Source organism: Streptomyces sp. NBC_00122 (genome assembly GCF_045160845.1).
Taxonomy (GTDB): domain Bacteria; phylum Actinomycetota; class Actinomycetes; order Streptomycetales; family Streptomycetaceae; genus Streptomyces.
Window position 1 is genome coordinate 944,910 of the sequence record NZ_CP108191.1, and the last position, 24,970, is coordinate 969,879.

Here is a 24,970-nt window from a genome sequence, read left to right on the forward strand (position 1 = left end):
GAAGTAGGGCACGTCCCCGAGGCCGCTCAGGCCTTCTCCCGGGGTGCGACGCCGACGCCCGCGATCCGCAGCGCGGCGTCGGCGGTGGCCTGCGCGAAGACCGGCACCGGCCGGCCCGGATCGGCGCGGTGGATCAGCATGACGCCCTCGATCAGCCCGAAGACCAGGTCGTTGCGGAGCGAGAGGGCCGCCCCGTCCCGGGCCAGTTCGGTGCCCACGCAGATCCCGGCCAGCAACATCCGGTAGGCGTCCTTGAGTTCACCGCGCATCCGGCGGAACTGCGCGAAACGCGCACCCCCCACCTCGGGCAGCAGATAGAGCGCCCCCAGGTTGTACGGGGCCCCGCACAACCGCAGCACGTCGAAGAGGCAGAGCTCCCACAGCCGCCGCGCGGCGGACCGCCCGGTATCGGCGAGCAGCCGCCGGGCCTGCGCCAGCGACGGCCCGACCGTGGACTCCAGCAGCTCGGCGAGGAGGTCCTCCTTGCCGCCGAAGTAGTGGTACATCGTGGCCTGGCGCATTCCGGCCCGCTCGGCCACCGCCCGCGTGGTGGTGGCCGCGTACCCCTGGACCGTGAACAATTCGGCCGCCGCGCAGAGGAGTTCCTCGCGCGGCGGCCGACCGCTCAGCGGCCTCAGCCGGTCGGCACGCGGCCGGCCGACCCGTGGCCGACCGACGCGTCTCGGCCCTTCGTCTGCTCCCCCGCTCATGGCTTGATCGTCCCACACAGCACGGGAATTCGATCATGGCAAGAGATCAGATCAGGCCAGCCCCACCCTCGGAGGAAGCCCCAAAAGCGCCTAGCCGACCGAGCTGTAGGCCACTACACCCCGCAACAGCGCGTCGACGGCCTTACGGGCATTTCGGGCCACCGTGCTCCCGCTCTCACCGGAGGACGAAGGAGCCGCCGCCGCGATCTGCCCCAGCACGTCGATGACCTGCTTGCACCAGCGCACGAAGTCACCGGCCGGCATCTCCGCCTCGCGCAGCACCTCGTCCAGGCTCTTGTCGGAGGCCCATTGGTACGCCGCCCACGCGAAGCCCAGGTCCGGCTCGCGCTGGCCCACGCCTTCGGCCTGGTTGATGCGGTGCTCCTCCTCCAGCGCGTCGAGCCGGCCCCAGAGGTGGACCATCTCGCCCAGCGCGGCCTTCGCCGCGCCGCCCGGCACCTTCGGCGCGACCGCGTCGTCGGACTGCCGCGCCTCGAAGACCAGCGCCGAGACGCAGGCCGCCAGTTCGGCCGGGCTCAGGCCCTCCCAGATGCCCGCGCGCAGGCACTCGGAGGCCAGCAGGTCCAGCTCCCCGTACAGCCGGGCGAGCCGCTTGCCGTGCACGGTGACCTCGTCCTCGCGCAGGTAGTCCAGCTCGGTGAGGAGCGCGTGGATCCGGTCGAAGGTACGGGCGATCGTGTTCGTCCGGCCCTCGATCCGCCGCTCCAGCTGCACCGTGTCCCGCTTGAGCCGGTGGTAGCGCTCCGCCCAGCGGGCGTGGTCCTCGCGCTCGTCGCAGCCGTGGCACGGGTGCGCCCGCAGCGCGGCCCGCAGCCGGGTGATCTCGCGGTCGTCGGCCGCTGCGGCCCGGCCGCGCGCCCGCCGCTCCGGCGTGATGTGCCCGGCCTTGCTCCGCAGCTGGGACGCCAGGTCCCGGCGGGACTGCGGCGAGCGCGCGTTGAAGGTCTTGGGGATCCGCATCCGGTCGATGGCCTCCACCGGGACCGGGAAGTCGATCGCGGCGAGCCGCTTGACCTGCCGCTCGGCGGTGAGCACCAGCGGGCGCGGGCCCTCCGCGTACTCGTACCCGCGGTGCCCGTTGACCCGCCCGGCCGGCACGCCCGGGTCCAGGACCAGCGCGAGCCCGGCGAACTTGCCCGTCGGCACGTGGATGATGTCGCCCGGCTTGAGCTTCTCCAGCGAACTGGCCGCCTGCACCCGCCGCTGGGCCGCGCCCTGCTTGGCCAGGTCCGTCTCGCGGTCCTTGAGGTCACGGCGCAGCTGCGCGTACTCCCCGAAGTCGCCCAGGTGGCAGGTCATGCCCTCCCGGTAGCCCTCCAGGCCCTCCTCGTTGCGCTGCACCTGCCGGGAGATCCCGACGACCGAGCGGTCGGCCTGGAACTGCGCGAAGGAGGTCTCCAGCAGCTCGCGCGAGCGGTGCCGCCCGAACTGGCTGACCAGGTTCACGGCCATGTTGTACGAGGGCTTGAAGCTGGAGCGCAGCGGATACGTACGGGTACCCGCGAGCCCGGCGAGCGCCGCCGGGTCCATGGCCCGCTGCCAGAGCACCACCGCGTGGCCCTCGACGTCGATGCCGCGCCGCCCGGCCCGGCCGGTCAGCTGCGTGTACTCGCCGGGGGTGATGTCGGCGTGCTGCTCGCCGTTCCACTTGACCAGCTTCTCCAGGATCACCGTGCGCGCGGGCATGTTGATGCCCAGCGCCAGGGTCTCGGTGGCGAAGACGGCCTTGACCAGGCCCCGTACGAAGAGCTCCTCGACGACCTCCTTGAAGGTGGGCAGCATGCCGGCGTGGTGCGCGGCGATGCCCCGCTCCAGGCCTTCGAGCCACTCGTAGTACCCGAGGACGTGGAGGTCCTCGGTGGGGATGGAGGCCGTCCGCTCCTCGACGATCTCGCGGACCCTGAGGCGGGCGGAGTCGTCGTTGAGCCGCAGGCCCGCATACAGGCACTGCTGGACGGCGGCCTCGCAACCGGCCCGGCTGAAGATGAAGTTGATCGCGGGCAGCAGCCCGTCGTTGTCGAGGCGGGCGATCACCTCGGGCCGGGACGGGGTCCAGATCCGGCCACGGGAGCGCCGCTCGCGCTCGCGGTCCGCCTCGCGGACCATCTTGCCGCGCCGCCGGTCCTTCGGACTGTACGTACGGCTGTTCTCCTCGCGCGCCATGCGCAGCAGGTCGGGATTGACCTCCCGGCGCGCGGAGCCGCGGCCGCCGTGGTCGGACTCCTCCTCGAACAGGTCGTAGATCTTCCGGCCGGCCATGACGTGCTGCCACAGCGGGACGGGCCGCTCCTCGGAGACGATCACCTCGGTGTCGCCCCGTACCGTGTCGAGCCAGTCGCCGAACTCCTCGGCGTTGGACACGGTGGCCGACAGGGAGACCAGGGTGACCGACTCGGGGAGGTGGATGATCACTTCCTCCCAGACGGCTCCGCGGAACCGGTCGGAGAGGTAGTGCACCTCGTCCATCACGACGTGGCCGAGGCCCCGCAGCGACTGCGAGCCCGCATACAGCATGTTGCGGAGCACCTCGGTGGTCATCACGACCACCGGCGCCTCGGAGTTGACGCTGTTGTCGCCGGTCAGCAGGCCCACCTTGTCGGCGCCGTAGCGCTTGACGAGATCGGCGTACTTCTGGTTCGACAGAGCCTTGATGGGCGTCGTGTAGAAGCACTTGCGACCCTGCTGGAGGGCCAGGTGCACGGCAAACTCGCCGACGATCGTCTTGCCCGAGCCGGTCGGGGCGGCCACGAGGACGCCCTTGCCCGCCTCCAGTGCCTTGCAGGCCTCGACCTGGTACGGATCCAGGTCGAATTCGTACATCTCGCGGAAGGGGGCCAGGGCACTGGCTTCTTCGGCGGCGCGGATCCGGGCAGCGGCGTACCGCTCGGCGGGTGAGAGTTCTTCGGTCATCTTGAGATCGAGCCTACCCGCCACCCCTGACAACAGTCGCGATCATTTAAACCGGCTGCGAGATGCGGGCTACCCCACGATCCGGACCGCCCCGGGAACGCACTCGGCGGTCACCGGCAGCGGCCCCAGCGGCTCCCCGTCGGCGTAGGCGGTGATCCCGGCCGCCTCCAGGGTGACCTTCCGTGCCCGGTGGACGGTCACCTTCGGGTGGCTGAGATGGGTCCCCTTGTAGACCTGCGGGAAGACCTTGAGCAGGGTGGCCCGGCTGCAGTCGCCGACCACCGTGATGTCGAAGAGCCCGTCGTCGGGGACGGCGTCCGCGCAGATGCGCATGCCGCCGCCGTAGGAGGATCCGTTGCCGACGGCCACCAGCGTGGCCTCGGTCTCGATCGCCGGGCCGTCGTCGAGGGTGATCCGGTACGGGAAGGGCCGGAAGGCCGCCAGCTCCGCGATCATCGCCAGGTCGTACTTGAAACGGCCCGCCGGCAGCCGCATCCGGTTGCCGCGGTCGTTGACCTTCGAATCGAAGCCGGAGCACAGCACGGTCCCGTACCAGCTGCCTCCCCCGGGCTCCGCGTGCGGGGACGTCCACACGCGCCCCAGGTCGATCTCCCGCAGCCGCCCTTCCTTGAGGGCCTCGGCGGCCAGGGCACCGGCCCGCGCGGGCTCCCGTACGGGCAGCCCCATCGCCCGCGCGAAGTCGTTCCCGGTGCCCACCGCGACCACCCCGAGCGGGACGAGCGTCCCCGCCAGGGCCTGGAGCGCCAGGGAGACCATGCCGTCGCCGCCCACCGCGATCACCGCGCCGGTGCCCTCGCGGACGGCGGCGCGCAGCCGGGCCAGCGCGTCCGGCCCGTCCGCACCGACGACGGTCCGGACCGAGAAGCCCGCGGCCCGCAAAGCGGAAGCGGCCGGCTGCGCGGCGTGCGCGCCCCGGCCGCGCCCCGCGGTGGGATTGACGAAGAGGGTGATCTCAGAGCTCACCCACCGGAATGTACCTGTCAGGTCGCGTCGTCGTAACCGTTGATCCGCTGACGTCCGCCGTCCGCCTGGCCGGGCAGTTCGGCGGGAGCCTGGACCGGCTCCATCGCGCCGATCGGCGCCGGGGTGAGGTCCAGGTCGGCGGCCTCGTCGTCGTCGAGGCCCGCGTCGGGGTCGTTGCGCTTGCGCCTGCGGTCGTTGACCAGGCAGATGCCCAGTGCGATGAAGTACAGCGCCACGATCGGGGCGGCCAGCGACAGCATGGTGAGCGGGTCACCGGTGGGCGTCGCGAACGCGGAGAAGATCGTGATGCCCAGCACCATGGCGCGCCACCAGCTCGCCAGCCGCTTCGCGGTGAGCACCCCGGTGAAGTTGAGGAGGATCAGCAACAGCGGCAGCTCGAACGCCAGGCCGAAGACGATGACCATGCGTGTGACCAGGTCGAGGTAGTCGTCGACCGGGAGCAGGTTGCGCGCGTTCTCGGGGGTGAATTCGAGGAGGATCGTCGCGGTCTGCGGAAGGATCTTGTACGCGAGTACCGCGCCGGCGGCGAACAGCGGAGCGCCGACCGCGACGAAGCTCGTCGCGTACTTCTTCTCGTGGCTGTGCAGGCCCGGGGCGGTGAACGCCCACAGCTGGTACAGCCACACCGGCGCGGAGAGCACCACACCGGCGGTGAGCGAGACCTTCAGGGCGATCGAGAACGGCGCGATCAGGCCGTTCACGGTCATGTCGGCACAGGGCCGGCCGTTGCGCTGCGAGACCACGCCGTCGGTGCAGCCGACGGAGTCCAGCATCGGCTTCAGCATGAAGTCGATGAGGTGCTTGTAGAAGAAGGCCGCCACGACGGTGATCACGATGATCGCCAGGACCGACTTCAGCAGACGGTTTCTCAGCTCACGCAGGTGCTCGACAAGAGGCATCCGCCCTTCGGCGTCCTTGTCCGCTTTCTCCTGCTTGCGGGCAGACTTGAGCAACCCACGTCCCTTGGCTCGTTGCAGATGACTGGCTTGTCCGGCTGGTGTCAGCCCTGGGTGGTGCGGTTCGCCTCGCTGACGGGCCGGGAGCTGGTCACGTCACCGGGCGCGGCCTGGATGGTGCGCGGGGCGACGGGCTGCTGCGGGGCCTGGTCGGCGACCGTGGCCGCGGTGGCCGCGTCCTCCGCCTCGCCGTCCTTCTTCATGGCCTTGGCCTCGCTCTTGAGGATGCGGGCCGACTTGCCGAGCGAACGGGCCATCTCGGGGAGCTTCTTGGCGCCGAACAGCAGCACGATCACAGCGATGATCAGAAGGATCTCAAGGGGCTTCAGATTGCCGATCATGTGTGTCTTCCTTCTCACCGAAACGGCTGGTTGTGGTGGCTCTGGTCGGCCCGGAGGGGATTTCCGGTGACCGCTCAGGCAAGGATCGTAACCCCCTGGGGTTAACGCCAGGCAATCCCCCGGGATACCCCCGCTTGCGCGCCGACCGGCTGTTCGCGCCCGGGCCGCACCGGTTCGTCCCGCTTTACGGTCGCACGCCGCGCCCTGCCCGGGCCAGATCGGCCGCGGCCCGCTCAAGATCCTCCGAGGCGGCGGTGATCCGGCGGCTGGCCAGCGCGACCTGCCCGGAGAGCCTGCGGACCTCCACGTAGACGCGTACCGCCGCCGCGGCGAGGACGGCGATCCCGAGGAAGCCCAGGGCAATTGCGAACATAGGCCACAGCATGGGAAGAGCCTAGGCCACCGCCCGGCTCACACGCTGCGCAGGGTGCTCACGCCTCCGCCGGTCAGCAGTTCCACGATGCGCTCGCCCGCCGGTTTGCGTACGGCCGCCCCGCACCGGGGGCAGGTGAAGGAGTAGAACGTGGTCCGCCGGCTGCCGCCGATGACCAGCCGCAGGGCGCCCGCGTCCAGCTCGAAGCGGGCCTGGCAGTCCGGACAGGCCGCCTTGAAGGCGACGGACCCGTGCGTAGGCGACATCGACCCCTGCTCCCCTCAGACCTGTTCCCCGTACCCCGCGAGTGCCTCCCGGGCCGCGCTGCGCGCACTGTCCGCCAGCTCCACGGGAGTGACGATCCGCCCCTCGCGCCCCAGCCGCAGCGCGAGCCGGCGGAGCGAGGCCGGGTCCGGGCTGCGCAGCGTGATCCGCAAGCCCCCCTCGGCCAGTTCCTCGGCCCTGTCGTGCGGGTAGTACTCGGCGACCCAGCGCCCGCCGGGACCCACCTCGACCACGACCTCCGGATCCTCGGCGGCCGGCTGGACCAGACCCTCGGACAGGTCGCGCGGCTCGATGGCGGGCGGCTCGGCCCGCTCGTCCAGCAGCCTGATCTCCGCCACCCGGTCCAGCCGGAAGGTGCGCCGCGCCTCGGAGAGGTGGCACCACCCCTCCATGTACGTGTGCCCCACCGCGAAGAGCCGGATCGGGTCGACCTTGCGCTCGGTGAGCTCGTCCCGCGCCGGCGAGTAGTAGCGCACCCACACCCGGCGGCGCTCCGCGATGGCCCGGTCGACGTCCGCGAAGACCCCGCCCTCGGACTCGAAGGTCACCGACAGCCGGGAGCTGGCCCCGGCGGCCTCGCCCGCCGCGGCCTCCAGCTTGGCGGTCGCCCGCAGCAGGGCGTCCCGGTCGCTCTCGCGCAGCCCGGGCAGGGTCGCCACCGCGCGGGCCGCGACGAGCAGCGCGGTCGCCTCGTCGGCGGCGAGCCGCAGCGGCTCCGCGGTGGACTCCCCCGAGGCGTCGGGGTTGCGCCACCAGATGCGCTCCCCGTCGGTGTCGATGTCGAGCAGGTCCCCGCCCCGGAAGCTGGTCCCGCACATGGGCAGCACGTCGAGGTCCGAGATCAGCTCGTCCTCGGTGATCCCGAAGGCGCGCGCGACGTCGGCGACGTGCGCGCCCGGGCGCTCACGCAGGTACGTGACCAGGGACAGCATCCGGCGGGTCTGGTCGATGGCGTTGGCAGCCATGCTGGTACGTCTCCCCCTCAGGGCGTTGCTACTGATGTTCCGGGCCGCTGATGTCCAGGGCCGCTGATCTCCGGGTCAGCCCTTGGCGACGGCGCGCAGCCGGTCCACCACGTCCGCCCGCAGGTCGGCCGGCTCCAGCACCACGACATCCGGGCCGAACTCCACCAGCCAGGCGTCCAGCCCGTGCCCGTACGGGATCTCCAGCTCGTCCCAGCCGTCGCCGCCCTCACGCACGGCGGTGGCCTTGGCCCGCAGCGGGTAGCCGGCGCCGGCCCGCAGCCGGATGCGCGCGGAGCGGTCCGCGCTCTCCCCGGCCCAGCTCGCCACGGTCTCCCGCACGGTCACCACGTCCGGCACCTCGGCGGTGTACTTGGCGGCGCGGGAGCGCACCTTGCCGGTGATCCGCGAGAGCCGGAACACCCGCTCCGCCCCGCGGTCCCGGTCGAAGCCGGCCAAGTACCAGTGGCCGCGCCAGCACTCCAGCGCCCACGGCTCCACCTGCCGGGTCTCGGGCCGGGCGGCCGTGGACTTGCGGTAGTCGAAGACCACCGGCCGGCGGTCCCGGCAGGCCAGCATCAGCGGCTCGAAGGCCGCCTCGTGGACCGGGATGCGCGGCTCGATGGCACTGTGCTGACCCTCGTACGGGTCACCCGCCTCCGGCATCCCGCCGGCGCGCAGCTTCTGCAGGGCGCCGCTGGCCGCGCCCGCGAGGCGGGCCTGCTGCCAGACCTTGGCGGCGAGCCCCAGCGCCGCGGCCTCCTCGGCGTCCAGGGAGACGGGCGGAAGCCGGTTGCTGTCCCGGCGGGCCAGATAGCCGGTTTCGCCCTCCAGGTTCTCCACCGTCTCGATGACCAGGCCGAGTTCACGCAGATCGTCCTTGTCCCGCTCGAACATGCGGTTGAAGGACTCGTCGTTGCCGGCTTCCAGGTAGGCCTCGATGGAACCGCGCAACTCGCGCTTGCTGAGCGGCCGGCGGGTCCCCAGCAGACACAGCGCCAGATTCATCAGCCGCTCGGCCTTGGCAATCGCCATCGACGCCGTTCCCCCGCTCTCGACACACACACTCGTGACCGTTGACCGTACCGCCCCGGCGGGCCCGGACAAAAGCGAGGGCCCCCGCCGGACGGCGGGGGCCCCTCCACTGATCGCGGATGCGCGGATCAGCCGACCTGCATCAGGTCGCAGACGAAGATCAGCGTCTCGCCCGGGGCGATCGCGCCGCCCGCGCCGCGGTCACCGTAGGCGAGGTCTGCGGGGATCACGAGCTTGCGGCGGCCGCCGACCTTCATGCCCTGGACACCCTGGTCCCAGCCGGCGATGACCTGGCCGACACCGAGCTGGAACTGGAGCGCGGAGCCACGGTTCCAGGAGGCGTCGAACTCCTCGCCGGTGGAGAAGGCCACGCCCACGTAGTGGACGGAGACCCGGTCGCCGGCCTTGGCCTCGGCACCGTCGCCCTCCCAGATGTCCTCCTTGACGAGGACCTTGGGGGCCTCGCCCTCGGGGAAGTCGATCTCGGGCTTGCTGAGCTCGTTGCTCACGGAACTGCTCCTCATAGGTACGAACTGGTCAACCGGAACAGTCTTACATCACCGCGAGGATGTCGAGGCTGAAGACCAGCGTCGAATCCGCCGGGATCGACCCCTGCGGCTTGTCACCGAAGGCCATGTCCGGCGGGATGACCAGCAGGATCCGGCTGCCGACCTTCTTGCCGAGCAGGCCTTCCTTCAGACCCTTGACCGAGAGCTGCTCCATCGGCCAGGTGACCGTCGTGTCGCTGGTGTACGTGCTCTCGAAGGTCTTGTCGTCCTTCCACGTCTTGCCGTGGAACTTGACGACGACGCTGTCGGTGTCCTTCACCGCTGCGCCGTCGGACTCCAGGATGTAGTTCGAGACCAGCTTGGCCGGCGCGGCCGTGTCCTTCGGGACGGTCACGGCGACTTCCTTGCCGTCCGTGTTCGTACCGACCTTCGGCAGGTCCTTGTTGTCCTGCGCGACCTCCTTGCCCGTGGCCGAGGCCGGGACGGAGGTGCCCTTGACGATGTCCACGACGAACACCAGCGTGGCGTTCGGCTTGATCTTGTCGCCCGAGCCCTGCTCGCCGTAGCCGAGCGCCGGCGGGATCACGAGCTCGACGCGGCTGCCGACCTTCTGGCCCTCCAGGCCCTGGTCCCAGCCCTTGATGACCATGCCCGCGCCGATGGTGACGTCGAAGGGCTTGCCCTTGCCGAAGCTGGCGTCGAACGGCTCCTTGCCGTCCCACACCTGGCCGAGGTAGTTGACCTGGGCGATGTCGCCCTTCTTCAGCGCCGGGCCATCGCCCTCGCTGACGGTCACCACCTTCAGCTCCTTCGGCGGCTCGCCCTTCCCCTTCGACAGGGTGGGCGTCTCCCCGAACTTGGCACCCTTGGTGATCGTGGGCGCCCCGTTCTTCATCTGGGCGGAGTCGGAGCCGCTGTCGTCGCCACAGGCCGCTGTCGACAGCAGCAGGAGGGGTACGACAAGCAGGCCGGCAAGTCGGCGCACGGGTTCCTCAGATCTCAGACGGCAAGGCGGTCGCCCGCCACTCTAAGCCGTGGGCAGGGCCCCGTACGAGATTCGTACGGGGCCCTGCCCAAGATCAGTGCGTTGTCACACTGCCCACATGCGTTACCGGTGACCTACCGGTGCCGCGCCGGCTCACATTCCGGCGATCAGCTTCTCCACCCGGTCGTCCACCGAACGGAACGGGTCCTTGCACAGCACGGTCCGCTGCGCCTGGTCGTTCAGCTTCAGGTGCACCCAGTCCACCGTGAAGTCCCGCCGCTGCTCCTGCGCCCGCCGGATGAAGTCGCCCCGCAGCCGCGCCCTCGTCGTCTGCGGAGGCACCGACTTGCCCTCGAAGATCTTGAGGTCGTTGCAGATCCGCGCCGCCTGCCCCTTGCGCTCCAGCAGGTAGTACAGCCCGCGCCGACGGTGGATGTCGTGGTAGGCGAGGTCTATCTGAGCCACCCGCGGATTCGACATGGTCATGTTGTGCTTGGCCCGGTACCGCTCGATCAGCTGGTACTTCATGACCCAGTCGATCTCGGTCCCGATCCGGTCCAGGTCCTCCGCCTCGATCGCGTCGAGGGTCCGGCCCCACAGCTCCAGCACCTGGTCCACCACACCGGTACGGATGCCCCGGCGCTCGGCGAAGTCCACCGCCTTGTCGTAGTACTCCCGCTGGATCTCCAGCGCCGAAGCCTCCCGGCCGCTCGCCAGACGCACCTTGCGCTGCCCCGTGATGTCGTGGCTGACCTCGCGGATCGCCCGGATCGGGTTCTCCAGGGTCAGGTCCCGCATCACCGTGCCCGCCTCGATCATGCGCAGCACCAGGTCGGTGGCCCCGACCTTGAGCAGCATGGTCGTCTCGGACATGTTCGAGTCGCCGACGATCACGTGCAGCCGACGGTAGCGCTCGGCGTCCGCGTGCGGCTCGTCCCGCGTGTTGATGATCGGCCGCGAGCGGGTCGTCGCGGAGCTGACGCCCTCCCAGATGTGCTCGGCCCGCTGGCTCACGCAGTAGACCGCACCCCGGGGGGTCTGGAGCACCTTGCCCGCACCGCAGATCAGCTGCCGCGTGACGAGGAAGGGAATGAGAATGTCCGCCAGGCGGGAGAATTCCCCGTGCCGGGCCACCAGGTAGTTCTCGTGGCAGCCGTACGAGTTGCCCGCCGAGTCGGTGTTGTTCTTGAAGAGATAGACGTCGCCCGCGATTCCCTCCTCGTGCAGGCGGCGTTCGGCGTCGACGAGCAGTCCTTCGAGAATGCGCTCGCCCGCCTTGTCGTGCGTGACCAGCTCGGTCACGTTGTCGCATTCGGGAGTTGCATATTCCGGATGCGAACCCACGTCGAGGTAGAGGCGGGCGCCGTTCCGCAGGAAGACATTGCTGCTGCGGCCCCATGACACAACACGGCGGAAGAGGTAGCGCGCCACTTCGTCAGGTGACAGTCGGCGCTGTCCCCTGAACGTGCACGTGACGCCGTACTCGTTCTCCAGCCCGAAAATGCGGCGGTCCATGACTGAACATTACGCCTTCTGCCCTCTTCTGAAACCGGGTTCGAGAGCGCCGTTTCGATCAGTTTCCGATCACCCGTCCGACAGCGGCTCCGCACACGCACCGATCGGCCCACCGACAGGTCCGCCGATCGGCCCACGCACCCCCCGCGATCAGCCCTCCGACCGGACCCCGGACGACACCTCACCCACCCCGCCCGACGACCCCTCAGCCGAACCCGCCACCGCGCGACTGCGGCCCGCAGTTGCCATCACCCGCTGAGTGACCGTCAGCACCAGCAGCGCCGCACCCCCGGCCGCACTCGCCACGCCGAAGCTCGCCGCCGTACCGCCCAGCTCCACCGCCGGCCCCGCGACCGCCGTACCGATCGCCGCACCCACCCCGAAGAACGTCACCAGCCAGGAGAACGCCTCCGTCACCGTGCCCGCCGGAGCATGCCGGTCCACGACGATGAACGCACACGCGAGCGCGGGCGCCAGGAACACCCCCGAGAGCGCCGTGAGCGCCGTCATCGCCACCGGCCCCGGCGTCAGCATCAACGGCAGGTAACAGACCGCCAGCAGCGCCACCAGCATCCGCAGCCGCCGTTCCGGCGCACCCGCCCACCGCCGGGCACCGTAGAACACCCCGCCGATCAGAGCGCCCAGCCCCAGCGCCGCCATCAGCCAGCCGTACACCGCCTGATTCCCGTGATCATCCGCGTACGCCACACCCGCCACCGTGATCGAACCCAGCGCCGTCCCCACGAAGAAGAACGCACCGAGCAGCGCCAGCAGACCCGGCGAACGCAGCGCGCCCAGCCAGTGCGCCTCACGCGGCGCCGACCGCCACCGCCGGGAGGGCTCGCTCACCACGACGGACAGCGCGCCCAGCACACCGATCGCGTTGAGCGCCAGCAGCGCCCCGGCCGGCGACCACAGCGCCACGAACAGCGTCACGAGCAGCGGACCCACCGTGAACATGACCTCCTGGGCCACCGCGTCCATCGCGTACGCGGCGTGCACCCGCTCCTCCTTGCCGCCCAGCACGCCCGGCCACAGCGCCCGCAGCCCGCCCTCCAGCGGCGGCGTGAACAGCCCCGCGACCACCACCGCGGCATACGCGGCGACCGCCGCCCCGGTACCGGACACCGCCAGCCACACCATGCCCAGCGCGGAGACCACCGCGGCCGGCAGCTGCACCCGGGGCTGCCCGTACACGTCCACCGCCCGGCCCAGCAACGGCTGGCCCACCGCGTTCGCCAGCCCGTACGCGGCGGCCAGCGCGCCCGCGAGGCTGTAGCTGCCGCCCTCCGCCCGCGTGAACAGCACGATCGCGATCGGCGCCGTGGCATTGGGCAGCCGACCTACGAGCGTGCCCACCAGCAGCCTCGCGGCGTGCCGGGTCCTGAGCAGCTCCGCGTATCCCGCGGCCATGTCCGCCCCCTTCTGCCCGGATCCAGCCGGGGTAATACGTATAACGCGACCCGTCATACGTACCATGGCGACAGTTGACAGGTCCACCCACCGGACCGCACCAGCCGCACCAACCCCCTCCGACCTCGCACTTCAAGGAGCCCCGTGTGACGAGACCCACCAGCCGCGACGTGGCCACCGCCGCAGGGGTCTCCCAGGCCACCGTCTCCCTCGTCCTCGGCGACAAATGGCGCGGCCGCGTCTCCGAACGCACCGCCACCCACGTCCGCGAGACCGCCACCCACCTCGGCTACCGGCCCAACCTCGCCGCCCGCAACCTCCGCCTCGGCACCACCCGCACCGCCCTCCTCGTCGTCCCCGCCCTCACCAACGAGTTCTTCGCCCGCGTCTACACCGGCGCCGCCCGCATCGCCGCGGAACACGACTTCGGCGTCGTCCTCTACCCCTCCCCCGACGGCACCGGCCCCGCCCGCGACCCCTTCGCCTCCGCCCGCGCCGCCCTCGACGGAGTCATCGCCTCCTCCATGGCCGCCGACGCACTCGACGCACTCGGCGGCGACGGCCTCCCCCTCGTCATGCTCGACAGCGACCCCACCGCCGGCAGCGCCGCCGCCCACGTCAACCTCGCCATCGCCGACGGCATGCGCCAGGTCACCGAACACCTCCTCGCCCTCGGCCACCACCGCATCCTCCACCTCGCCTCCGCCATCGACACCTGGACCTTCCAGGTCCGCGCCGAAGCCCTGGCCGCCCTCCTGGGGCCCGGAGCCGAGCTGCGCACCGTCCGGGCCCCCCTCAGCGTGGAAGGCGCCCGTACGGCCGCGGAAACCGCCCTGACGGCACCCGGAGCCCCACCCACCGCCGTCATCTGCGACGACGACATCCTCGCCGCCGGCGCCTGCAAGGCCGCCCGCCGCCTGGGCCTGCGCATCCCCGACGACCTCTCCGTCACCGGCTTCGACGACCTCGCCCTGGCCACCGCCGTCGAACCCGAACTCACCACCGTCCGCCTACCCGCCGAACGCGTCGGAGAACAGGGCATGACCGCCCTCCTCGCCGTCCTCGACAACACCCCCTGGACCGCCCCCGACCTCCCCGTCGAACTCGTCGTCCGCGCCTCCTCGGGCCCCGCCCCCACCCCCTGAACACGACGAAGCCCCGGCCCGCCCTCACGGGCAGACCGGGGCCACGCACCACTACCGGCCCTACTCGGCGTCGTCCTCCGGCGCCTCGTCGTTCGACACGGCATCCGCCTGAGCCGCCGCTGGCACATCCGCCTCCAGCAACCGCGCCAGCTGCCGGCCGCGGATCCGCTTGAACTTCCGCTGCTGGGCCCGCGTCCGGTCCAGGACCGCCACCTCCAGCCGCTCGGCCGGAATCGTCTTGTCCGCACTGTTCGCCTGGCTGGACAGCGCCTGCACCGCCAGCTTCAGCGCCTCCGACAGGGTCATCCCGTCCTGGTGCCGCTGATCCAGGAAGGTGCTGATCTGCTCCGCGTTGCCGCCGACCGCGACCGAGCCGTGCTCGTCCACGATCGACCCGTCGTGCGGCAGCCGGTAGATCTGGTCCCCGGCGGCCGTCGCACCGACCTCGGCGACGACCAGCTCCACCTCGTACGGCTTCTCACCGGCACTCGAGAAGATCGTGCCCAGCGTCTGCGCGTACACGTTCGCCAGCCCGCGGGCCGTCACGTCATCGCGGTCGTAGGTGTACCCCCGCAGATCCGCGTAGCGCACACCGCCGATCCGCAGGTTCTCGTACTCGTTGTACTTGCCGGCGGCCGCGAAGCCGATCCGGTCGTAGATCTCGCTGAACTTGTGCAGGGCACGCGACGGGTTCTCACCGACGAACACGATGCCGTCGGCGTACTGCAGCACGACAAGGCTGCGACCGCGGGCGATGCCCTTCCGGGCGTATTCCGCCCGGTCGGCCATGGCCTGCTGGGGTGACACATAGAACGGAGTCGACACCGGCTGTCCGTCCCTTTCTTCTGGGCTCCTGAGGGGCGACGGATGGTCAGAGCAGGGCGGCGCGCGGGCCGTCGGGCTGCTCCAGCCGACGATTGGTGACCGTACGGGCGAGTTCCTGCGACTCGTCGTCCGTCAGCCTGCGGAATCCCTCGTCCGTGATGACGGTGACGATCGGATAGATGTGGCGGTACAGGTCCGGCCCACCGGTCGCCGAGTCGTCGTCGGCGGCGTCGTACAGCGCCTGCACGACCAGTGTGGTGGCCTGCTCCTCCGTCAGATCGGGCCGGAAGAGCTTCTTCATCGATCCCCGGGCGAAGATCGAACCCGATCCGGTGGCGGCGTACCCGTGCTCCTCGGAGCGGCCGCCGGTCACGTCGTAGGAGAAGATCCGGCCCTTCTCCTTGGCCTCGTCGTACCCGGCGAAGAGCGGTACGACGGCCAGCCCCTGCATCGCCATGCCCAGATTGCTCCGGATCATGGTGGACAGACGGTTCGCCTTGCCCTCCAGGGAGAGGGTCGTGCCCTCCACCTTCTCGAAGTGCTCCAGCTCCAGCTGGAACAGCTTCACCATCTCCACGGCCAGACCGGCCGTACCGGCGATGCCCACCGCGGAGTACTCGTCGGCCGGGAACACCTTCTCGATGTCCCGCTGCGCGATCATGTTCCCCATGGTCGCCCGCCGGTCACCGGCGAGCACGACCCCGCCGGGGAAGGTGGCGGCGACGATGGTCGTCCCGTGCGGCGCCTCGACGACACCCTCCGGCAGCTTGCGGTTGCCGGGCAGCATCTCGGGCGAGTGCGCGCCCAGGAAGTCCATGAAGGACGACGACCCCGGCGTCAGGAAGGCTGCCGGTAGACGCCCTGTGCCACGATTGTTGGCTTCCACGCGTTTCCCTCCAGGTATGAGATGGCCCGCTGGATGGTGCCGGGATCGTCTCCCAACAGTCCGATAGCCGTATTGCAGTTGAAGCACAGTACGCCACGGACCCTACCCGTCTCGTGGCAGTGATCCACATGCGCAGCCGGAGCCTTTAGGCAGATGCAGCAGAGCCCGCCCTGAGCTGCGATCATTTCGTCATGTTGGGCTTCGGTGATGCCATAGACCCTCTTGAGGTGTCCGATCCGACCGTCGACGACACGGCACGACTTGCAACGCGTCGCCAAACCATCGACGGCTGACTCTCCCGCGGTCGGCCTGGGCTGCCTGCCCATTGCCTCCTCGCGCTTCCGGTGAGACTCGGCACCGCAATCACGGCAATGCCGTTGCAATCCGTCCAGATTCGCTCGCTTGGGAGCGAACTCCCGATGCGGCTTCTCCTCACCGCATCGGGTGCATCGCTTCGTTCGTCCCCACTCGACCGAGTCCACATGAACCTTCAAATCGAAGGCAAACTGACCCTACTGGCCACCCTTTTGAACGAAGGACCGCACGAAGTCCTCGGCATTTTCCTCGAGTACATCGTCAATCTCGTCAAGTACGGAGTCGACGTCGTCGGAGAGCTTTTCCTGGCGCTCCTTGAGGTCGGTCGATTCCTCGACCGCCGCCTCCTCGACCTCCTCGGTCGAGCGCGTCGCCTTCTGCTGTCCGCCGCCGGTGTCCTTGGTCGCCATGTCTACCTCACCCCGCTCGGTTCGCACGCTCATGTCGAGAGACCCCGGGATTCGGGATCTCTCAAGATCAGACCCTACGCAGGACCCTACTAGGAGGGTCCGACATTCGTCCCCGCACTTTCATAACGTCCGGTCTTTCCCATGATTCCCGGACCGGGGCCCTTTCAGGCCCCGAAAGCACCGCTCACCGCCCCGAAAGCACCCGCACCAGGTCCTCCGCCGTCCGGCAGCGGTCCAGGAGCTCCTTGACGTGGGCCCGCGTGCCCCGCAGCGGCTCCAGCGTCGGGACCCGCTGGAGCGAGTCGTGGCCGGGGAGGTCGAAGATCACCGAGTCCCAGGAGGCCGCGGCCACGTCGTCCGCGTACTGCTCCAGGCACCGGCCGCGGAAGTACGCCCGGGTGTCCTCCGGCGGCTTGCTCGCCGCCCGCTCCACCGCCGGCTCCTCCACCAGCGTCTGCATCTTGCCGCGGGCCACCAGGCGGTTGTACAGGCCCTTCTCCGGCCGTACGTCCGAGTACTGGAGGTCCACCAGGTGCAGTCGCGCCGCGTCCCAGCCCAGCCCGTCCCGGCGCCGGTAGCCCTCCAGGATCTCCCGCTTGGCGATCCAGTCCAGCTCCCCCGACAGGCTCATCGGGTCGCTCTCCAGCCGGCCCAGCACGTCCTCCCAGCGGGCCAGCACATCGGTTGTCTGCTCGTCCGCGTCGGAGCCGAAACGCTCCTCCACGTACTTCCTGGCGAGCTCGAAGTACTCCATCTGAAGTTGTACGGCGGTCAGTGTCCGGCCGCTGCGCAGCGTGATCAGGTGCTGCAGGTCCGGGTCGTGGGAGACCTGGTGCAGGGTGCGCACCGGCTGGTCGACGGCCAGGTCGACGTTGATGAACCCGTCCTCGATCATGGACAGGACCAGTGCCGTCGTGCCCAGCTTGAGGTACGTGGAGATCTCGGACAGGTTCGCGTCGCCGATGATCACGTGCAGTCGGCGGTACTTCTCGGCGTCCGAGTGGGGTTCGTCCCGGGTGTTGATGATGGGCCGCTTCAGGGTGGTCTCCAGGCCGACCTCGACCTCGAAGTAGTCCGCCCGCTGGCTGATCTGGAAGCCGTGCTCGCGGCCGTCCTGGCCGATGCCCACGCGGCCCGCGCCGGTGACGACCTGGCGCGAGACGAAGAAGGGGGTCAGGTGGCGCACGATGTCCGAGAAAGGGGTCTCCCGCTTCATCAGGTAGTTCTCGTGCGTGCCGTAGGAGGCGCCCTTGTTGTCGGTGTTGTTCTTGTAGAGGTGGATCGGCTGGGCGCCGGGGAGCTGGGCCGCCCGGACGGCCGCCTCGGCCATGATCCGCTCGCCGGCCTTGTCCCAGAGCACGGCGTCGAGCGGACTGGTGACCTCCGGCGAGCTGTACTCGGGGTGGGCGTGGTCGACGTAGAGCCGTGCGCCGTTCGTGAGGATGACGTTGGCGAGGCCGATGTCCTCGTCGGTCAGCTGGCTGTTGTCGGCGGCCTCGCGGGCGAGGTCGAAGCCGCGGGCGTCCCGCAGCGGATTCTCCTCCTCGAAGTCCCAGCGGGCGCGTCGCGCCCGGTGCATCGCCGCCGCGTAGGCGTTGACGATCTGGGACGAGGTGAGCATGGCATTGGCGTTCGGGTGCCCCGGGACGGAGATCCCGTACTCCGTCTCGATCCCCATTACTCGCCGTACGGTCATGCGGCCCTCCTTGCCCGGCGGCGCTCCCCTTCGGGAGCGGCGCTCAAGTACCGCTGGTGCTCCGGTGCGTGTGCCTGTGCGGTGCCCGTCCCCGCACTGCGCGTCCGGCGGTACGGAAGAGCCTAGAACCACTGCGCGCTCGTGGGGAGATCATTTCCGTCATTGAATCTGCCCTGTCACCGGCCGAAAAGCAGTCGGTATAAGGAGTCAGGGAGTCCGGTAAAGCAGTCGGCTGCGGATGCCCGGGGAGGGCATCCGCAGCCGCTCCGCTTCGTCAGAGGTACTGACCGGTGTTTGCCACCGTGTCGATGGAGCGTCCGGTGTCGGCGCCCTGCTTTCCGGTGACGAGGGTACGGATGAATACGATCCGCTCGCCCTTCTTTCCGGAGATTCGGGCCCAGTCGTCGGGGTTGGTGGTGTTGGGCAGGTCCTCGTTCTCCTTGAACTCGTCCACGCAGGCCTGGAGGAGGTGGGAGACGCGGAGGCCCTTCTGGTTGTGCTCGAGGAAGGCCTTGATCGCCATCTTCTTCGCACGGTCCACGATGTTCTGGATCATCGCGCCCGAGTTGAAGTCCTTGAAGTAGAGGACTTCCTTGTCGCCGTTGGCGTACGTGACCTCGAGGAAGCGGTTTTCCTCGGTTTCGGCGTACATCTGCTCGACGACGGTCTGGATCATGCTGTGGACGGTGCCGTCCGAGGATCCCTGGTGTTCGGACAGGTCGTCCGTGTGCAGGGGCAGCGAGGCCTTGAGGTACTTCGCGAAGATGTCCTTCGCGGCCTCGGCGTCCGGGCGCTCGATCTTGATCTTCACGTCGAGGCGGCCGGGCCGCAGGATGGCCGGGTCGATCATGTCCTCGCGGTTGGAGGCGCCGATGACGATGACGTTCTCCAGGCCTTCCACGCCGTCGATCTCGGCGAGCAGCTGGGGGACGATGGTGTTCTCCACGTCCGAGCTGACGCCGGATCCGCGGGTGCGGAAGAGGGACTCCATCTCGTCGAAGAAGACGATGACGGGGGTGCCCTCGCTGGCCTTCTCGCGGGCACGCTGGAAGACGAGGCGGATGTGCCGCTCGGTCTCGCCGACGTACTTGTTGAGGAGTTCGGGGCCCTTGATGTTCAGGAAGTAGGACTTTCCGGCGGGCTGGCCGGTGACCTCGGCGACCTTCTTGGCAAGGGAGTTGGCGACGGCCTTGGCGATGAGCGTCTTGCCGCAGCCGGGGGGGCCGTAGAGCAGGATGCCCTTCGGCGGGCGCAGTTCGTGTTCCTTGAACAGGTCCGGGTAGAGGTAGGGGAGCTCGACCGCGTCGCGGATCAGCTCGATCTGGTCGCCCAGGCCGCCGATCTTGTCGTAGTCGATGTCCGGGACCTCTTCGAGGACGAGTTCTTCGACCTCGCTCTTGGGGACGACCTCGTAGACGTAGCCGGAGCGGGGTTCGAGCAGGAGGGCGTCGCCGGGGCGGATGGTGATGTCCAGGAGCGGCTCGGCGAGCCTCACCACCCTCTCCTCGTCGGTGTGCCCGACGACCAGGGCGCGCTCGCCGTCCTCGAGGATCTCCTTGAGGGTGACGATGTCCCCGGCCCGCTCGAATTCCATGGCCTCGACCACGTTGAGGGCCTCGTTGAGCATGACCTCCTGGCCGCGCCGGAGGTCTTCCGGCTCGACGCTGGGGCTGACGTTCACGCGGAGCTTTCGGCCTCCGGTGAAGATGTCGACGGTGCCGTCCTCATTGGACTGCAGGAAGACGCCGAATCCGGCCGGCGGCTGTGCGAGCCGGTCGACTTCTTCCTTGAGGGCGACGATCTGGTCGCGGGCCTCACGGAGGGTATTCGCGAGTCGTTCGTTCTGTGCGGAGACGCCGGCAAGATTTGTCTGCAGCTCGACGATCCGCTCTTCGAGAATCCTCGTGTGTCGCGGAGAGTCGGCGAGCTTGCGTCGCAGGACGGCGATTTCCTGCTCGAGATAGGCAACCTGGCCGGCGGGGTCCTCAGACCCTCGCCCGGGCCGGATGCCGCGGTTGATGTCGTCGTCGTGGGCTGCCACGGTCCTCACCTCCTCCAAGGGGAGCTGGACGCTTCCTGACCCTACCTGGGCTGGTGGTGATTGAAACCCCTAGATCACAAAGACGGTAGAGGTGTGTCCGATCTTCACCCTTGCGTACTCCCTCACGCCAAGGAAATACCCACCCATCAACATCTGAAAGCGGCCGGTTGTAAGGTCGAAGTGTTCAACACCCGTCAGAGCTCGCGCGACTTGCTGCGAGTGGTGACCGGGATGGATCACTCAGCGCAGGGAACGGCAGGAGATATGAGCGTGCAGCAGGAGGCTCCCACGGCGGGCGTCGGCGGGGCCGGCGAGCCGCTTGAGGTCTGGATCGACCAGGACCTCTGCACCGGGGACGGGATCTGCGCGCAGTACGCGCCGGAGGTGTTCGAGCTGGACATCGATGGTCTGGCGTATGTGAAGAGCCCCGAGGACGAGCTGCTGCAGGCGGCGGGGGCGACCACTCCGGTTCCGCTGACGCTGCTCCAGGACGTGGTGGACTCGGCGAAGGAATGTCCGGGTGACTGCATCCACGTAAGGCGCGTTTCGGACGGGGTGGAAGTCTTCGGCCCCGACGCCGAGTGACGCTTCAAACACTCCTGGCGGTCGAGTCCGTCAGCTCCTGGCGGAATTTTCCGCCGCTCCAGCGCCACTTGGCGAGCTTCTTCACGTCCGGGCTGTAGCGCGGGATCGCCGGTGAAGAGTAGCCGAGGAGGGTGGCGGTGACGACTCCGTCGCTCACGGTGAGATCGGTGGCGGTCTGTCGCTGCGGGGTGTCGAGCAGGGTGGCGACGACGCGGGGGCGGGCGCCCTCGGCCCGGTCCTGGGTGAGTACGTAAATCGCGTGGGGCGGGGTGCCGGAGCCTGCGTCGCAGCGGACGGCGGCCACGGTCTCGGGGCGGCCGTCGCCGTCGAGGTCGCCCTGGGCGGTGGCGGTGACGGCCTGCGGGGCGCCTTTGCAGTCGAGGGGGTAGGTGACCGCCGCGGCGTCGGGGGCGGTGGCCTGCGGGCCGTTCGCGGCGGGGCCGGCGGTGTCCACGGGGGTTCCGGTGGCCGGCTGGACGAGTCCCGCGGTGGCTATGACGGCGGCCATGGCGGTGGCCGTGGCGAGCCAGTGGAGGGGTGTGGCGTGGCTGTGCGCCAGGGTTTCCACATTGGGCGCGAGCTCGGCGGGGCTGTGCGGCACGCGGGGTGTCTCCTGTGCGAAGGGTGACGGGGAGCCAGCATCGTGCCACACCTCACACTGAGGTGGAACGACCGGGTCCGGGGCGGCCGGATCGGAGGCGCCGACAGCGGGGCGGGGCTTGGCTGTTGTCGCGACAACGAAAAGGCGCTGTGGCGTAGTTCCCGGTTTGTCCGGGGAACTACGCCACAGCGCCTTCGTGTTGGGTGGGTCCGGCGGGTGGCTACGCGGAGCGGTCGCTGCCGGGGCCGTCGTAGTCCTCGCCGTAGGCGCCCTTGGAGGGGCGGCGGCGGCGCAGCGGGGGCTCGACGCCGTCCGCGAGGCGGCGGGCGGTGACGAGGAAGCCGGTGTGGCCGATCATCCGGTGGTCGGGGCGGACTGCCAGGCCCTCGACGTGCCAGTTACGGATCATCGATTCCCAGGGCTGCGGTTCGGCGTAGCAGCCGAACTCGCGGATGGATTCGACGGTCCGGGCGAGCTGGGTGGTGGTGGCCACGTAGCAGCAGAGGATGCCGCCGGGGACGAGGGCCTTGGAGACGGCCTCCAGGCATTCCCAGGGGGCGAGCATGTCGAGGATCACGCGGTCGACGTCGGTGTCGGACAGGTTGTCCTGGAGGTCGCCGACGGTCAGCTGCCACGCGGGGTGCGGGCCGCCGAAGTAGCGTTCGACGTTGGCGGTGGCGATCTCGGCGAAGTCCGCGCGGCGCTCGTAGCTGTGGAGCATGCCCTGGTCGCCGATGGCGCGCAGCAGGAAGCTGCTCAGGGAGCCGGATCCGACGCCTGCCTCGACGACGCGGGCGCCGGGGAAGATGTCGGCGAAGGCCAGGATCTGGCCTGCGTCCTTGGGGTAGACCACGGCGGCACCGCGGGGCATGGACAGGACATAGTCGGGGAGCAGGGGGCGCAGCGCGAGGTACGCGACGTTGCCCGTGGTGCGGACAACACTGCCCTCGGGAGCACCGATCAGCTCGTCGTGCGGGAAGGAACCCTTGTGGGTGTGGAAATTCTTCCCGGCTTCGAGCGTGAACGTGTAGTGGCGGCCCTTGGGGTCGGTGAGCTGAACCTGGTCCCCGACCTCGAAGGGCCCGCGTCGGCGGGCGGCACCGGTCGGTTCGGACATGTGACCAGTGTATTGGCTTCAGGACTGGGGCCGCGCCATGGCCTTCACGAAGGCTCTTTCGACGTCGAGGGTGGACAGCACCCCGTAGATCTCGCCGCCGGGTTCGAGGACGAGGTATTCGGTGGCGGGGTTGGTGCGGAGGTGGTCGAGGAGTTCTTCGCCGGTGAGGTCCGCTGAAACCTTCATGCCGTCGGTGAGGTCGCGGGCGAGGGTGCTGACGGCGACCCAGGGGCGGCGGTGTTCGGGGACGCCGACGATGGAGGCTTCGCGGACGATGGAGGTGGGGTCTCCGTGGCCGTCGACGATCACGATGGCGCGGGCGCCGGCTTCGGTGGCGCGGCGCAGGGCTTCGGAGAGGGGGGTGGTGTTCTCGACGGGGATGGCGCGCCGGGTGAGGGTGCGGGCCTTGAGTTCGGGGAGGTGTTCGCGCAGACGGGCCAGGCGCAGGCTGTTGCCGGCGCCGGTCCAGATGATCGCGGCGAGGATGGCGGCGAGCAGGGCGTCCATGACGGTGTCCATGCCGTCGATTTCGGTGCTGCGGTTGCCGACGGCTCCGGTGTGGGTGAGGAGCGGCAGGCCGAGGAGGACGGCGACGGCGAGGCCGCGGCCGATCCAGGCGGCGGCGATGGTGCCGGTCATGGGTTTGCCGGTGATGCCCCAGATGACGGCGCGGAGCATGCGGCCGCCGTCGAGGGGGAGGCCGGGGAGCAGGTTGAAGGCGGCGACGAGCAGGTTGGAGATCATCAGGCCGGCGAGGAGGACGCCGGGGACGGTGGCGGGGTCGACGGCCTGCATGCCGAGGTAGAAGGCTCCGGCGAGGAGGAGGGAGAGGAGGGGTCCGACGAAGGCGAGGACGAATTCGCGGCCGGGGGTCTCGGATTCCTTCTCGATCTCGGAGACGCCGCCGAAGAACTGGAGCTGGATGCGGCGCACGGGGAGTTTGAAGCGGAGAGCGGCGACGGTGTGGGCGAGTTCGTGGACGAGTACGGAGGCGTAGAAGGCGATGGCGAAGAAGAGGGAGACGAGGTAGCGGGCGGGGCCGAGGTCCGGGAGGACGCGGTCGAGCTGGTCGCCGAAGACCCAGGTGATGAGGGCGGCGACGAGGAACCAGCTGGGCGAGACGTAGACGGGTACGCCGAAGGGGCGGCCCATGAGGAGTCCGCCGCCCGGGCCGGAGCGCCGGTCTCCGCGCTCGCCGGTTTCGTCGGTGTCTGCCACGGCTTTCCTTCGTTCTGGGGGGTTTCCGGGGTGGGGGTCCGGGGGTTTGTGGTGCGTGCGTCGTAATGGTGGTGTAGCGGGGTGTGATGTACCGATCATGCAGTGCGAGGTGCCTTTGCGTCGATGGTATGCGCGTGCTGTCGGTCGCGGGTCGTAGGGTTTTACGCATGACGACGAGCCCCGGTGACGGTCCGGCTGACGTGGTGCCCAGTGCCGTGGCGCCTTCTTCCCTTTCCCCTTCTCGGGCGAGCGATTTCATGCAGTGCCCGTTGCTGTACCGGTTCCGGGTGATCGACAGGCTGCCGGAGAAGCCCAGTGCCGCGGCTACCCGCGGGACGCTGGTGCATGCGGTGCTGGAGCGGCTCTTCGATCATCCGGCCGAGGAGCGGACGGCGCCGCGGGCGAAGGCGTTGATCCCGGGGCAGTGGGACCGGTTGCTGGAGGCGAAGCCGGAGCTGACGGAGCTGTTCCCGGAGGGTGACGAGGGGGCGGGGCTGGCGCGGTGGCTGACGGAGGCCGAGGCGTTGGTGGAGCGGTGGTTCACGTTGGAGGACCCGACGCGGCTGGAGCCGGTGGAGCGGGAGTTCTTCGTGGAGACGGAGCTGGAGTCGGGGCTGCGGCTGCGCGGGATCATCGACCGGGTGGATGTCGCGCCGACGGGTGAGGTGCGGATCGTCGACTACAAGACGGGGAAGGCGCCGCGGCCGGAGTATGCCGAGGGTGCGCTGTTCCAGATGAAGTTCTACGCGCTGGTGGTGTGGCGGCTGAAGCAGGTGGTGCCGCGGCGGCTGCAGCTGGTGTATCTGGGCAGCGGGGACGTGCTGACGTACGACCCGGTGGTCGCGGATCTGGAGCGGGTGGAGCGCAAGCTGCTCGCGCTGTGGGAGGCGATCTCGGAGGCGACGGAGACGGGTGAGTGGCGGCCGCGGCCGACGAAGCTGTGCGGTTGGTGTGATCACCGGGCGGTGTGTCCGGAGTTCGGCGGGACTCCGCCGGTGTATCCGCTGTCGGTTCCGCCGCGGGGCGGGGCGGTCGGCCCGGCGGATTCCTGATCGTCGGGCCAGGGCAGAATGGGCGGGCCCGCCGAGACGTCCGATGAATACGAGGTAGT

Annotated in this window: 25 protein-coding genes; 3 read left to right on the forward strand and 22 right to left on the reverse strand. The window is 69.7% G+C overall.

Annotated elements, in window-relative coordinates; all coding sequences use genetic code 11:
* Window positions 1-26 precede the first annotated feature (26 nt).
* The 13 genes from OG737_RS04510 to OG737_RS04570 form a co-directional block, all read right to left on the reverse strand.
* Complete coding sequence (locus OG737_RS04510; RefSeq protein WP_328924833.1) at window positions 27-710, reverse strand: helix-turn-helix domain-containing protein; 684 nt, start codon at window positions 708-710, stop codon at window positions 27-29.
* Between the two features lie 90 nt (window positions 711-800).
* Window positions 801-3,641, reverse strand: a complete 2,841-nt coding sequence (locus OG737_RS04515) for a DEAD/DEAH box helicase (protein ID WP_328924834.1) — start codon at window positions 3,639-3,641, stop codon at window positions 801-803.
* A 69-nt stretch (window positions 3,642-3,710) separates the two neighbouring features.
* Window positions 3,711-4,625, reverse strand: coding sequence for a diacylglycerol kinase (locus OG737_RS04520; RefSeq protein ID WP_328924835.1), 915 nt, complete (start codon window positions 4,623-4,625; stop codon window positions 3,711-3,713).
* Window positions 4,626-4,642: 17 nt separating this feature from the next.
* Window positions 4,643-5,599: a twin-arginine translocase subunit TatC gene (gene tatC, locus OG737_RS04525; protein WP_328924836.1), complete on the reverse strand. Its 957-nt coding sequence runs from the start codon at window positions 5,597-5,599 to the stop codon at window positions 4,643-4,645.
* Window positions 5,600-5,646: 47 nt separating this feature from the next.
* The gene (gene tatA, locus OG737_RS04530) at window positions 5,647-5,943 is read right to left on the reverse strand and encodes a Sec-independent protein translocase subunit TatA (RefSeq protein WP_328924837.1); all 297 of its coding nucleotides are present in this window, start codon (window positions 5,941-5,943) and stop codon (window positions 5,647-5,649) included.
* A gap of 184 nt (window positions 5,944-6,127) precedes the next feature.
* The gene (locus OG737_RS04535; RefSeq protein WP_328924838.1) at window positions 6,128-6,328 is read right to left on the reverse strand and encodes a hypothetical protein; all 201 of its coding nucleotides are present in this window, start codon (window positions 6,326-6,328) and stop codon (window positions 6,128-6,130) included.
* 26 nt (window positions 6,329-6,354) lie between these two features.
* Entirely contained in the window at window positions 6,355-6,582 is a 228-nt protein-coding gene (locus tag OG737_RS04540; RefSeq protein WP_328924839.1) for a hypothetical protein, read from the reverse strand.
* A 15-nt stretch (window positions 6,583-6,597) separates the two neighbouring features.
* Complete coding sequence (locus OG737_RS04545; RefSeq protein WP_328924840.1) at window positions 6,598-7,566, reverse strand: WYL domain-containing protein; 969 nt, start codon at window positions 7,564-7,566, stop codon at window positions 6,598-6,600.
* Between the two features lie 75 nt (window positions 7,567-7,641).
* A complete protein-coding gene (locus OG737_RS04550; RefSeq protein ID WP_328924841.1) occupies window positions 7,642-8,598 on the reverse strand; it encodes a WYL domain-containing protein in 957 nt (318 codons plus the stop codon).
* Window positions 8,599-8,726: 128 nt separating this feature from the next.
* Entirely contained in the window at window positions 8,727-9,122 is a 396-nt protein-coding gene (locus tag OG737_RS04555; RefSeq protein WP_328924842.1) for an FKBP-type peptidyl-prolyl cis-trans isomerase, read from the reverse strand.
* 28 nt (window positions 9,123-9,150) lie between these two features.
* Window positions 9,151-10,092 (reverse strand): FKBP-type peptidyl-prolyl cis-trans isomerase, encoded by a 942-nt coding sequence (locus OG737_RS04560; RefSeq protein WP_328924843.1) that lies wholly within the window; start codon window positions 10,090-10,092, stop codon window positions 9,151-9,153.
* Window positions 10,093-10,245: 153 nt separating this feature from the next.
* Window positions 10,246-11,607 (reverse strand): Pup--protein ligase, encoded by a 1,362-nt coding sequence (gene pafA / locus OG737_RS04565; RefSeq protein ID WP_073920416.1) that lies wholly within the window; start codon window positions 11,605-11,607, stop codon window positions 10,246-10,248.
* 150 nt (window positions 11,608-11,757) lie between these two features.
* Entirely contained in the window at window positions 11,758-13,020 is a 1,263-nt protein-coding gene (locus OG737_RS04570; RefSeq protein ID WP_405921208.1) for an MFS transporter, read from the reverse strand.
* A 146-nt stretch (window positions 13,021-13,166) separates the two neighbouring features.
* On the opposite strand from OG737_RS04570, the gene OG737_RS04575 reads away from it, so the two are divergent.
* On the forward strand, window positions 13,167-14,165 hold the full coding sequence (locus OG737_RS04575; RefSeq protein WP_405921209.1) for a LacI family DNA-binding transcriptional regulator: 999 nt from the start codon (window positions 13,167-13,169) through the stop codon (window positions 14,163-14,165).
* A 60-nt stretch (window positions 14,166-14,225) separates the two neighbouring features.
* On the opposite strand, the gene prcA is transcribed toward OG737_RS04575, so the two are convergent.
* From prcA to arc, 6 genes are all read right to left on the reverse strand, one after another.
* Window positions 14,226-14,990 (reverse strand): proteasome subunit alpha, encoded by a 765-nt coding sequence (gene prcA, locus OG737_RS04580; protein ID WP_328924846.1) that lies wholly within the window; start codon window positions 14,988-14,990, stop codon window positions 14,226-14,228.
* Window positions 14,991-15,036: 46 nt separating this feature from the next.
* Window positions 15,037-15,876 (reverse strand): proteasome subunit beta, encoded by an 840-nt coding sequence (prcB, locus tag OG737_RS04585; RefSeq protein WP_134074766.1) that lies wholly within the window; start codon window positions 15,874-15,876, stop codon window positions 15,037-15,039.
* Window positions 15,828-16,202, reverse strand: a complete 375-nt coding sequence (locus OG737_RS04590; RefSeq protein WP_405921210.1) for an endonuclease VII domain-containing protein — start codon at window positions 16,200-16,202, stop codon at window positions 15,828-15,830. The genes prcB and OG737_RS04590 overlap by 49 nt, the downstream gene beginning before the upstream one ends.
* A gap of 186 nt (window positions 16,203-16,388) precedes the next feature.
* On the reverse strand, window positions 16,389-16,601 hold the full coding sequence (locus tag OG737_RS04595; protein ID WP_030016348.1) for a ubiquitin-like protein Pup: 213 nt from the start codon (window positions 16,599-16,601) through the stop codon (window positions 16,389-16,391).
* A 184-nt stretch (window positions 16,602-16,785) separates the two neighbouring features.
* The gene (dop, locus tag OG737_RS04600; RefSeq protein ID WP_328924848.1) at window positions 16,786-18,297 is read right to left on the reverse strand and encodes a depupylase/deamidase Dop; all 1,512 of its coding nucleotides are present in this window, start codon (window positions 18,295-18,297) and stop codon (window positions 16,786-16,788) included.
* A gap of 274 nt (window positions 18,298-18,571) precedes the next feature.
* Complete coding sequence (arc, locus tag OG737_RS04605) at window positions 18,572-20,338, reverse strand: proteasome ATPase (protein WP_328924849.1); 1,767 nt, start codon at window positions 20,336-20,338, stop codon at window positions 18,572-18,574.
* A gap of 264 nt (window positions 20,339-20,602) precedes the next feature.
* Between arc and OG737_RS04610 the strand changes: the two genes are divergently transcribed.
* Window positions 20,603-20,923 (forward strand): ferredoxin, encoded by a 321-nt coding sequence (locus tag OG737_RS04610; protein ID WP_328924850.1) that lies wholly within the window; start codon window positions 20,603-20,605, stop codon window positions 20,921-20,923.
* Between the two features lie 4 nt (window positions 20,924-20,927).
* Here the strand turns inward: OG737_RS04610 and OG737_RS04615 are convergent, their stop codons facing one another.
* From OG737_RS04615 to OG737_RS04625, 3 genes are all read right to left on the reverse strand, one after another.
* Window positions 20,928-21,524, reverse strand: a complete 597-nt coding sequence (locus tag OG737_RS04615) for a hypothetical protein (RefSeq protein WP_405680211.1) — start codon at window positions 21,522-21,524, stop codon at window positions 20,928-20,930.
* Between the two features lie 220 nt (window positions 21,525-21,744).
* Window positions 21,745-22,641 carry a tRNA (adenine-N1)-methyltransferase gene (locus OG737_RS04620; RefSeq protein WP_150520350.1) on the reverse strand — a complete coding sequence of 299 codons (897 nt, stop codon included), beginning with the start codon at window positions 22,639-22,641 and terminating at the stop codon, window positions 21,745-21,747.
* An 18-nt stretch (window positions 22,642-22,659) separates the two neighbouring features.
* Window positions 22,660-23,859: a site-2 protease family protein gene (locus OG737_RS04625; protein WP_328924851.1), complete on the reverse strand. Its 1,200-nt coding sequence runs from the start codon at window positions 23,857-23,859 to the stop codon at window positions 22,660-22,662.
* Between the two features lie 167 nt (window positions 23,860-24,026).
* On the opposite strand from OG737_RS04625, the gene OG737_RS04630 reads away from it, so the two are divergent.
* Window positions 24,027-24,911 (forward strand): RecB family exonuclease, encoded by an 885-nt coding sequence (locus OG737_RS04630; RefSeq protein ID WP_328924852.1) that lies wholly within the window; start codon window positions 24,027-24,029, stop codon window positions 24,909-24,911.
* The last annotated feature ends 59 nt before the right edge of the window (window positions 24,912-24,970 follow it).

Coding starts and splice junctions, on each gene's coding strand:
- OG737_RS04510 (WP_328924833.1), bottom strand. CDS start 710: ATGAGCGGGGGAGCAGACGAAGGGCCGAGACGCGTCGGTCGGCCACGG.
- OG737_RS04515 (WP_328924834.1), bottom strand. CDS start 3,641: ATGACCGAAGAACTCTCACCCGCCGAGCGGTACGCCGCTGCCCGGATC.
- tatA (WP_328924837.1), bottom strand. CDS start 5,943: ATGATCGGCAATCTGAAGCCCCTTGAGATCCTTCTGATCATCGCTGTG.
- OG737_RS04535 (WP_328924838.1), bottom strand. CDS start 6,328: ATGCTGTGGCCTATGTTCGCAATTGCCCTGGGCTTCCTCGGGATCGCC.
- OG737_RS04540 (WP_328924839.1), bottom strand. CDS start 6,582: ATGTCGCCTACGCACGGGTCCGTCGCCTTCAAGGCGGCCTGTCCGGAC.
- OG737_RS04545 (WP_328924840.1), bottom strand. CDS start 7,566: ATGGCTGCCAACGCCATCGACCAGACCCGCCGGATGCTGTCCCTGGTC.
- OG737_RS04550 (WP_328924841.1), bottom strand. CDS start 8,598: ATGGCGATTGCCAAGGCCGAGCGGCTGATGAATCTGGCGCTGTGTCTG.
- OG737_RS04555 (WP_328924842.1), bottom strand. CDS start 9,122: ATGAGGAGCAGTTCCGTGAGCAACGAGCTCAGCAAGCCCGAGATCGAC.
- pafA (WP_073920416.1), bottom strand. CDS start 11,607: ATGGACCGCCGCATTTTCGGGCTGGAGAACGAGTACGGCGTCACGTGC.
- OG737_RS04570 (WP_405921208.1), bottom strand. CDS start 13,020: ATGGCCGCGGGATACGCGGAGCTGCTCAGGACCCGGCACGCCGCGAGG.
- OG737_RS04590 (WP_405921210.1), bottom strand. CDS start 16,202: ATGGGCAGGCAGCCCAGGCCGACCGCGGGAGAGTCAGCCGTCGATGGT.
- OG737_RS04595 (WP_030016348.1), bottom strand. CDS start 16,601: ATGGCGACCAAGGACACCGGCGGCGGACAGCAGAAGGCGACGCGCTCG.
- dop (WP_328924848.1), bottom strand. CDS start 18,297: ATGACCGTACGGCGAGTAATGGGGATCGAGACGGAGTACGGGATCTCC.
- OG737_RS04610 (WP_328924850.1), top strand. CDS start 20,603: ATGAGCGTGCAGCAGGAGGCTCCCACGGCGGGCGTCGGCGGGGCCGGC.
- OG737_RS04620 (WP_150520350.1), bottom strand. CDS start 22,641: ATGTCCGAACCGACCGGTGCCGCCCGCCGACGCGGGCCCTTCGAGGTC.
- OG737_RS04630 (WP_328924852.1), top strand. CDS start 24,027: ATGACGACGAGCCCCGGTGACGGTCCGGCTGACGTGGTGCCCAGTGCC.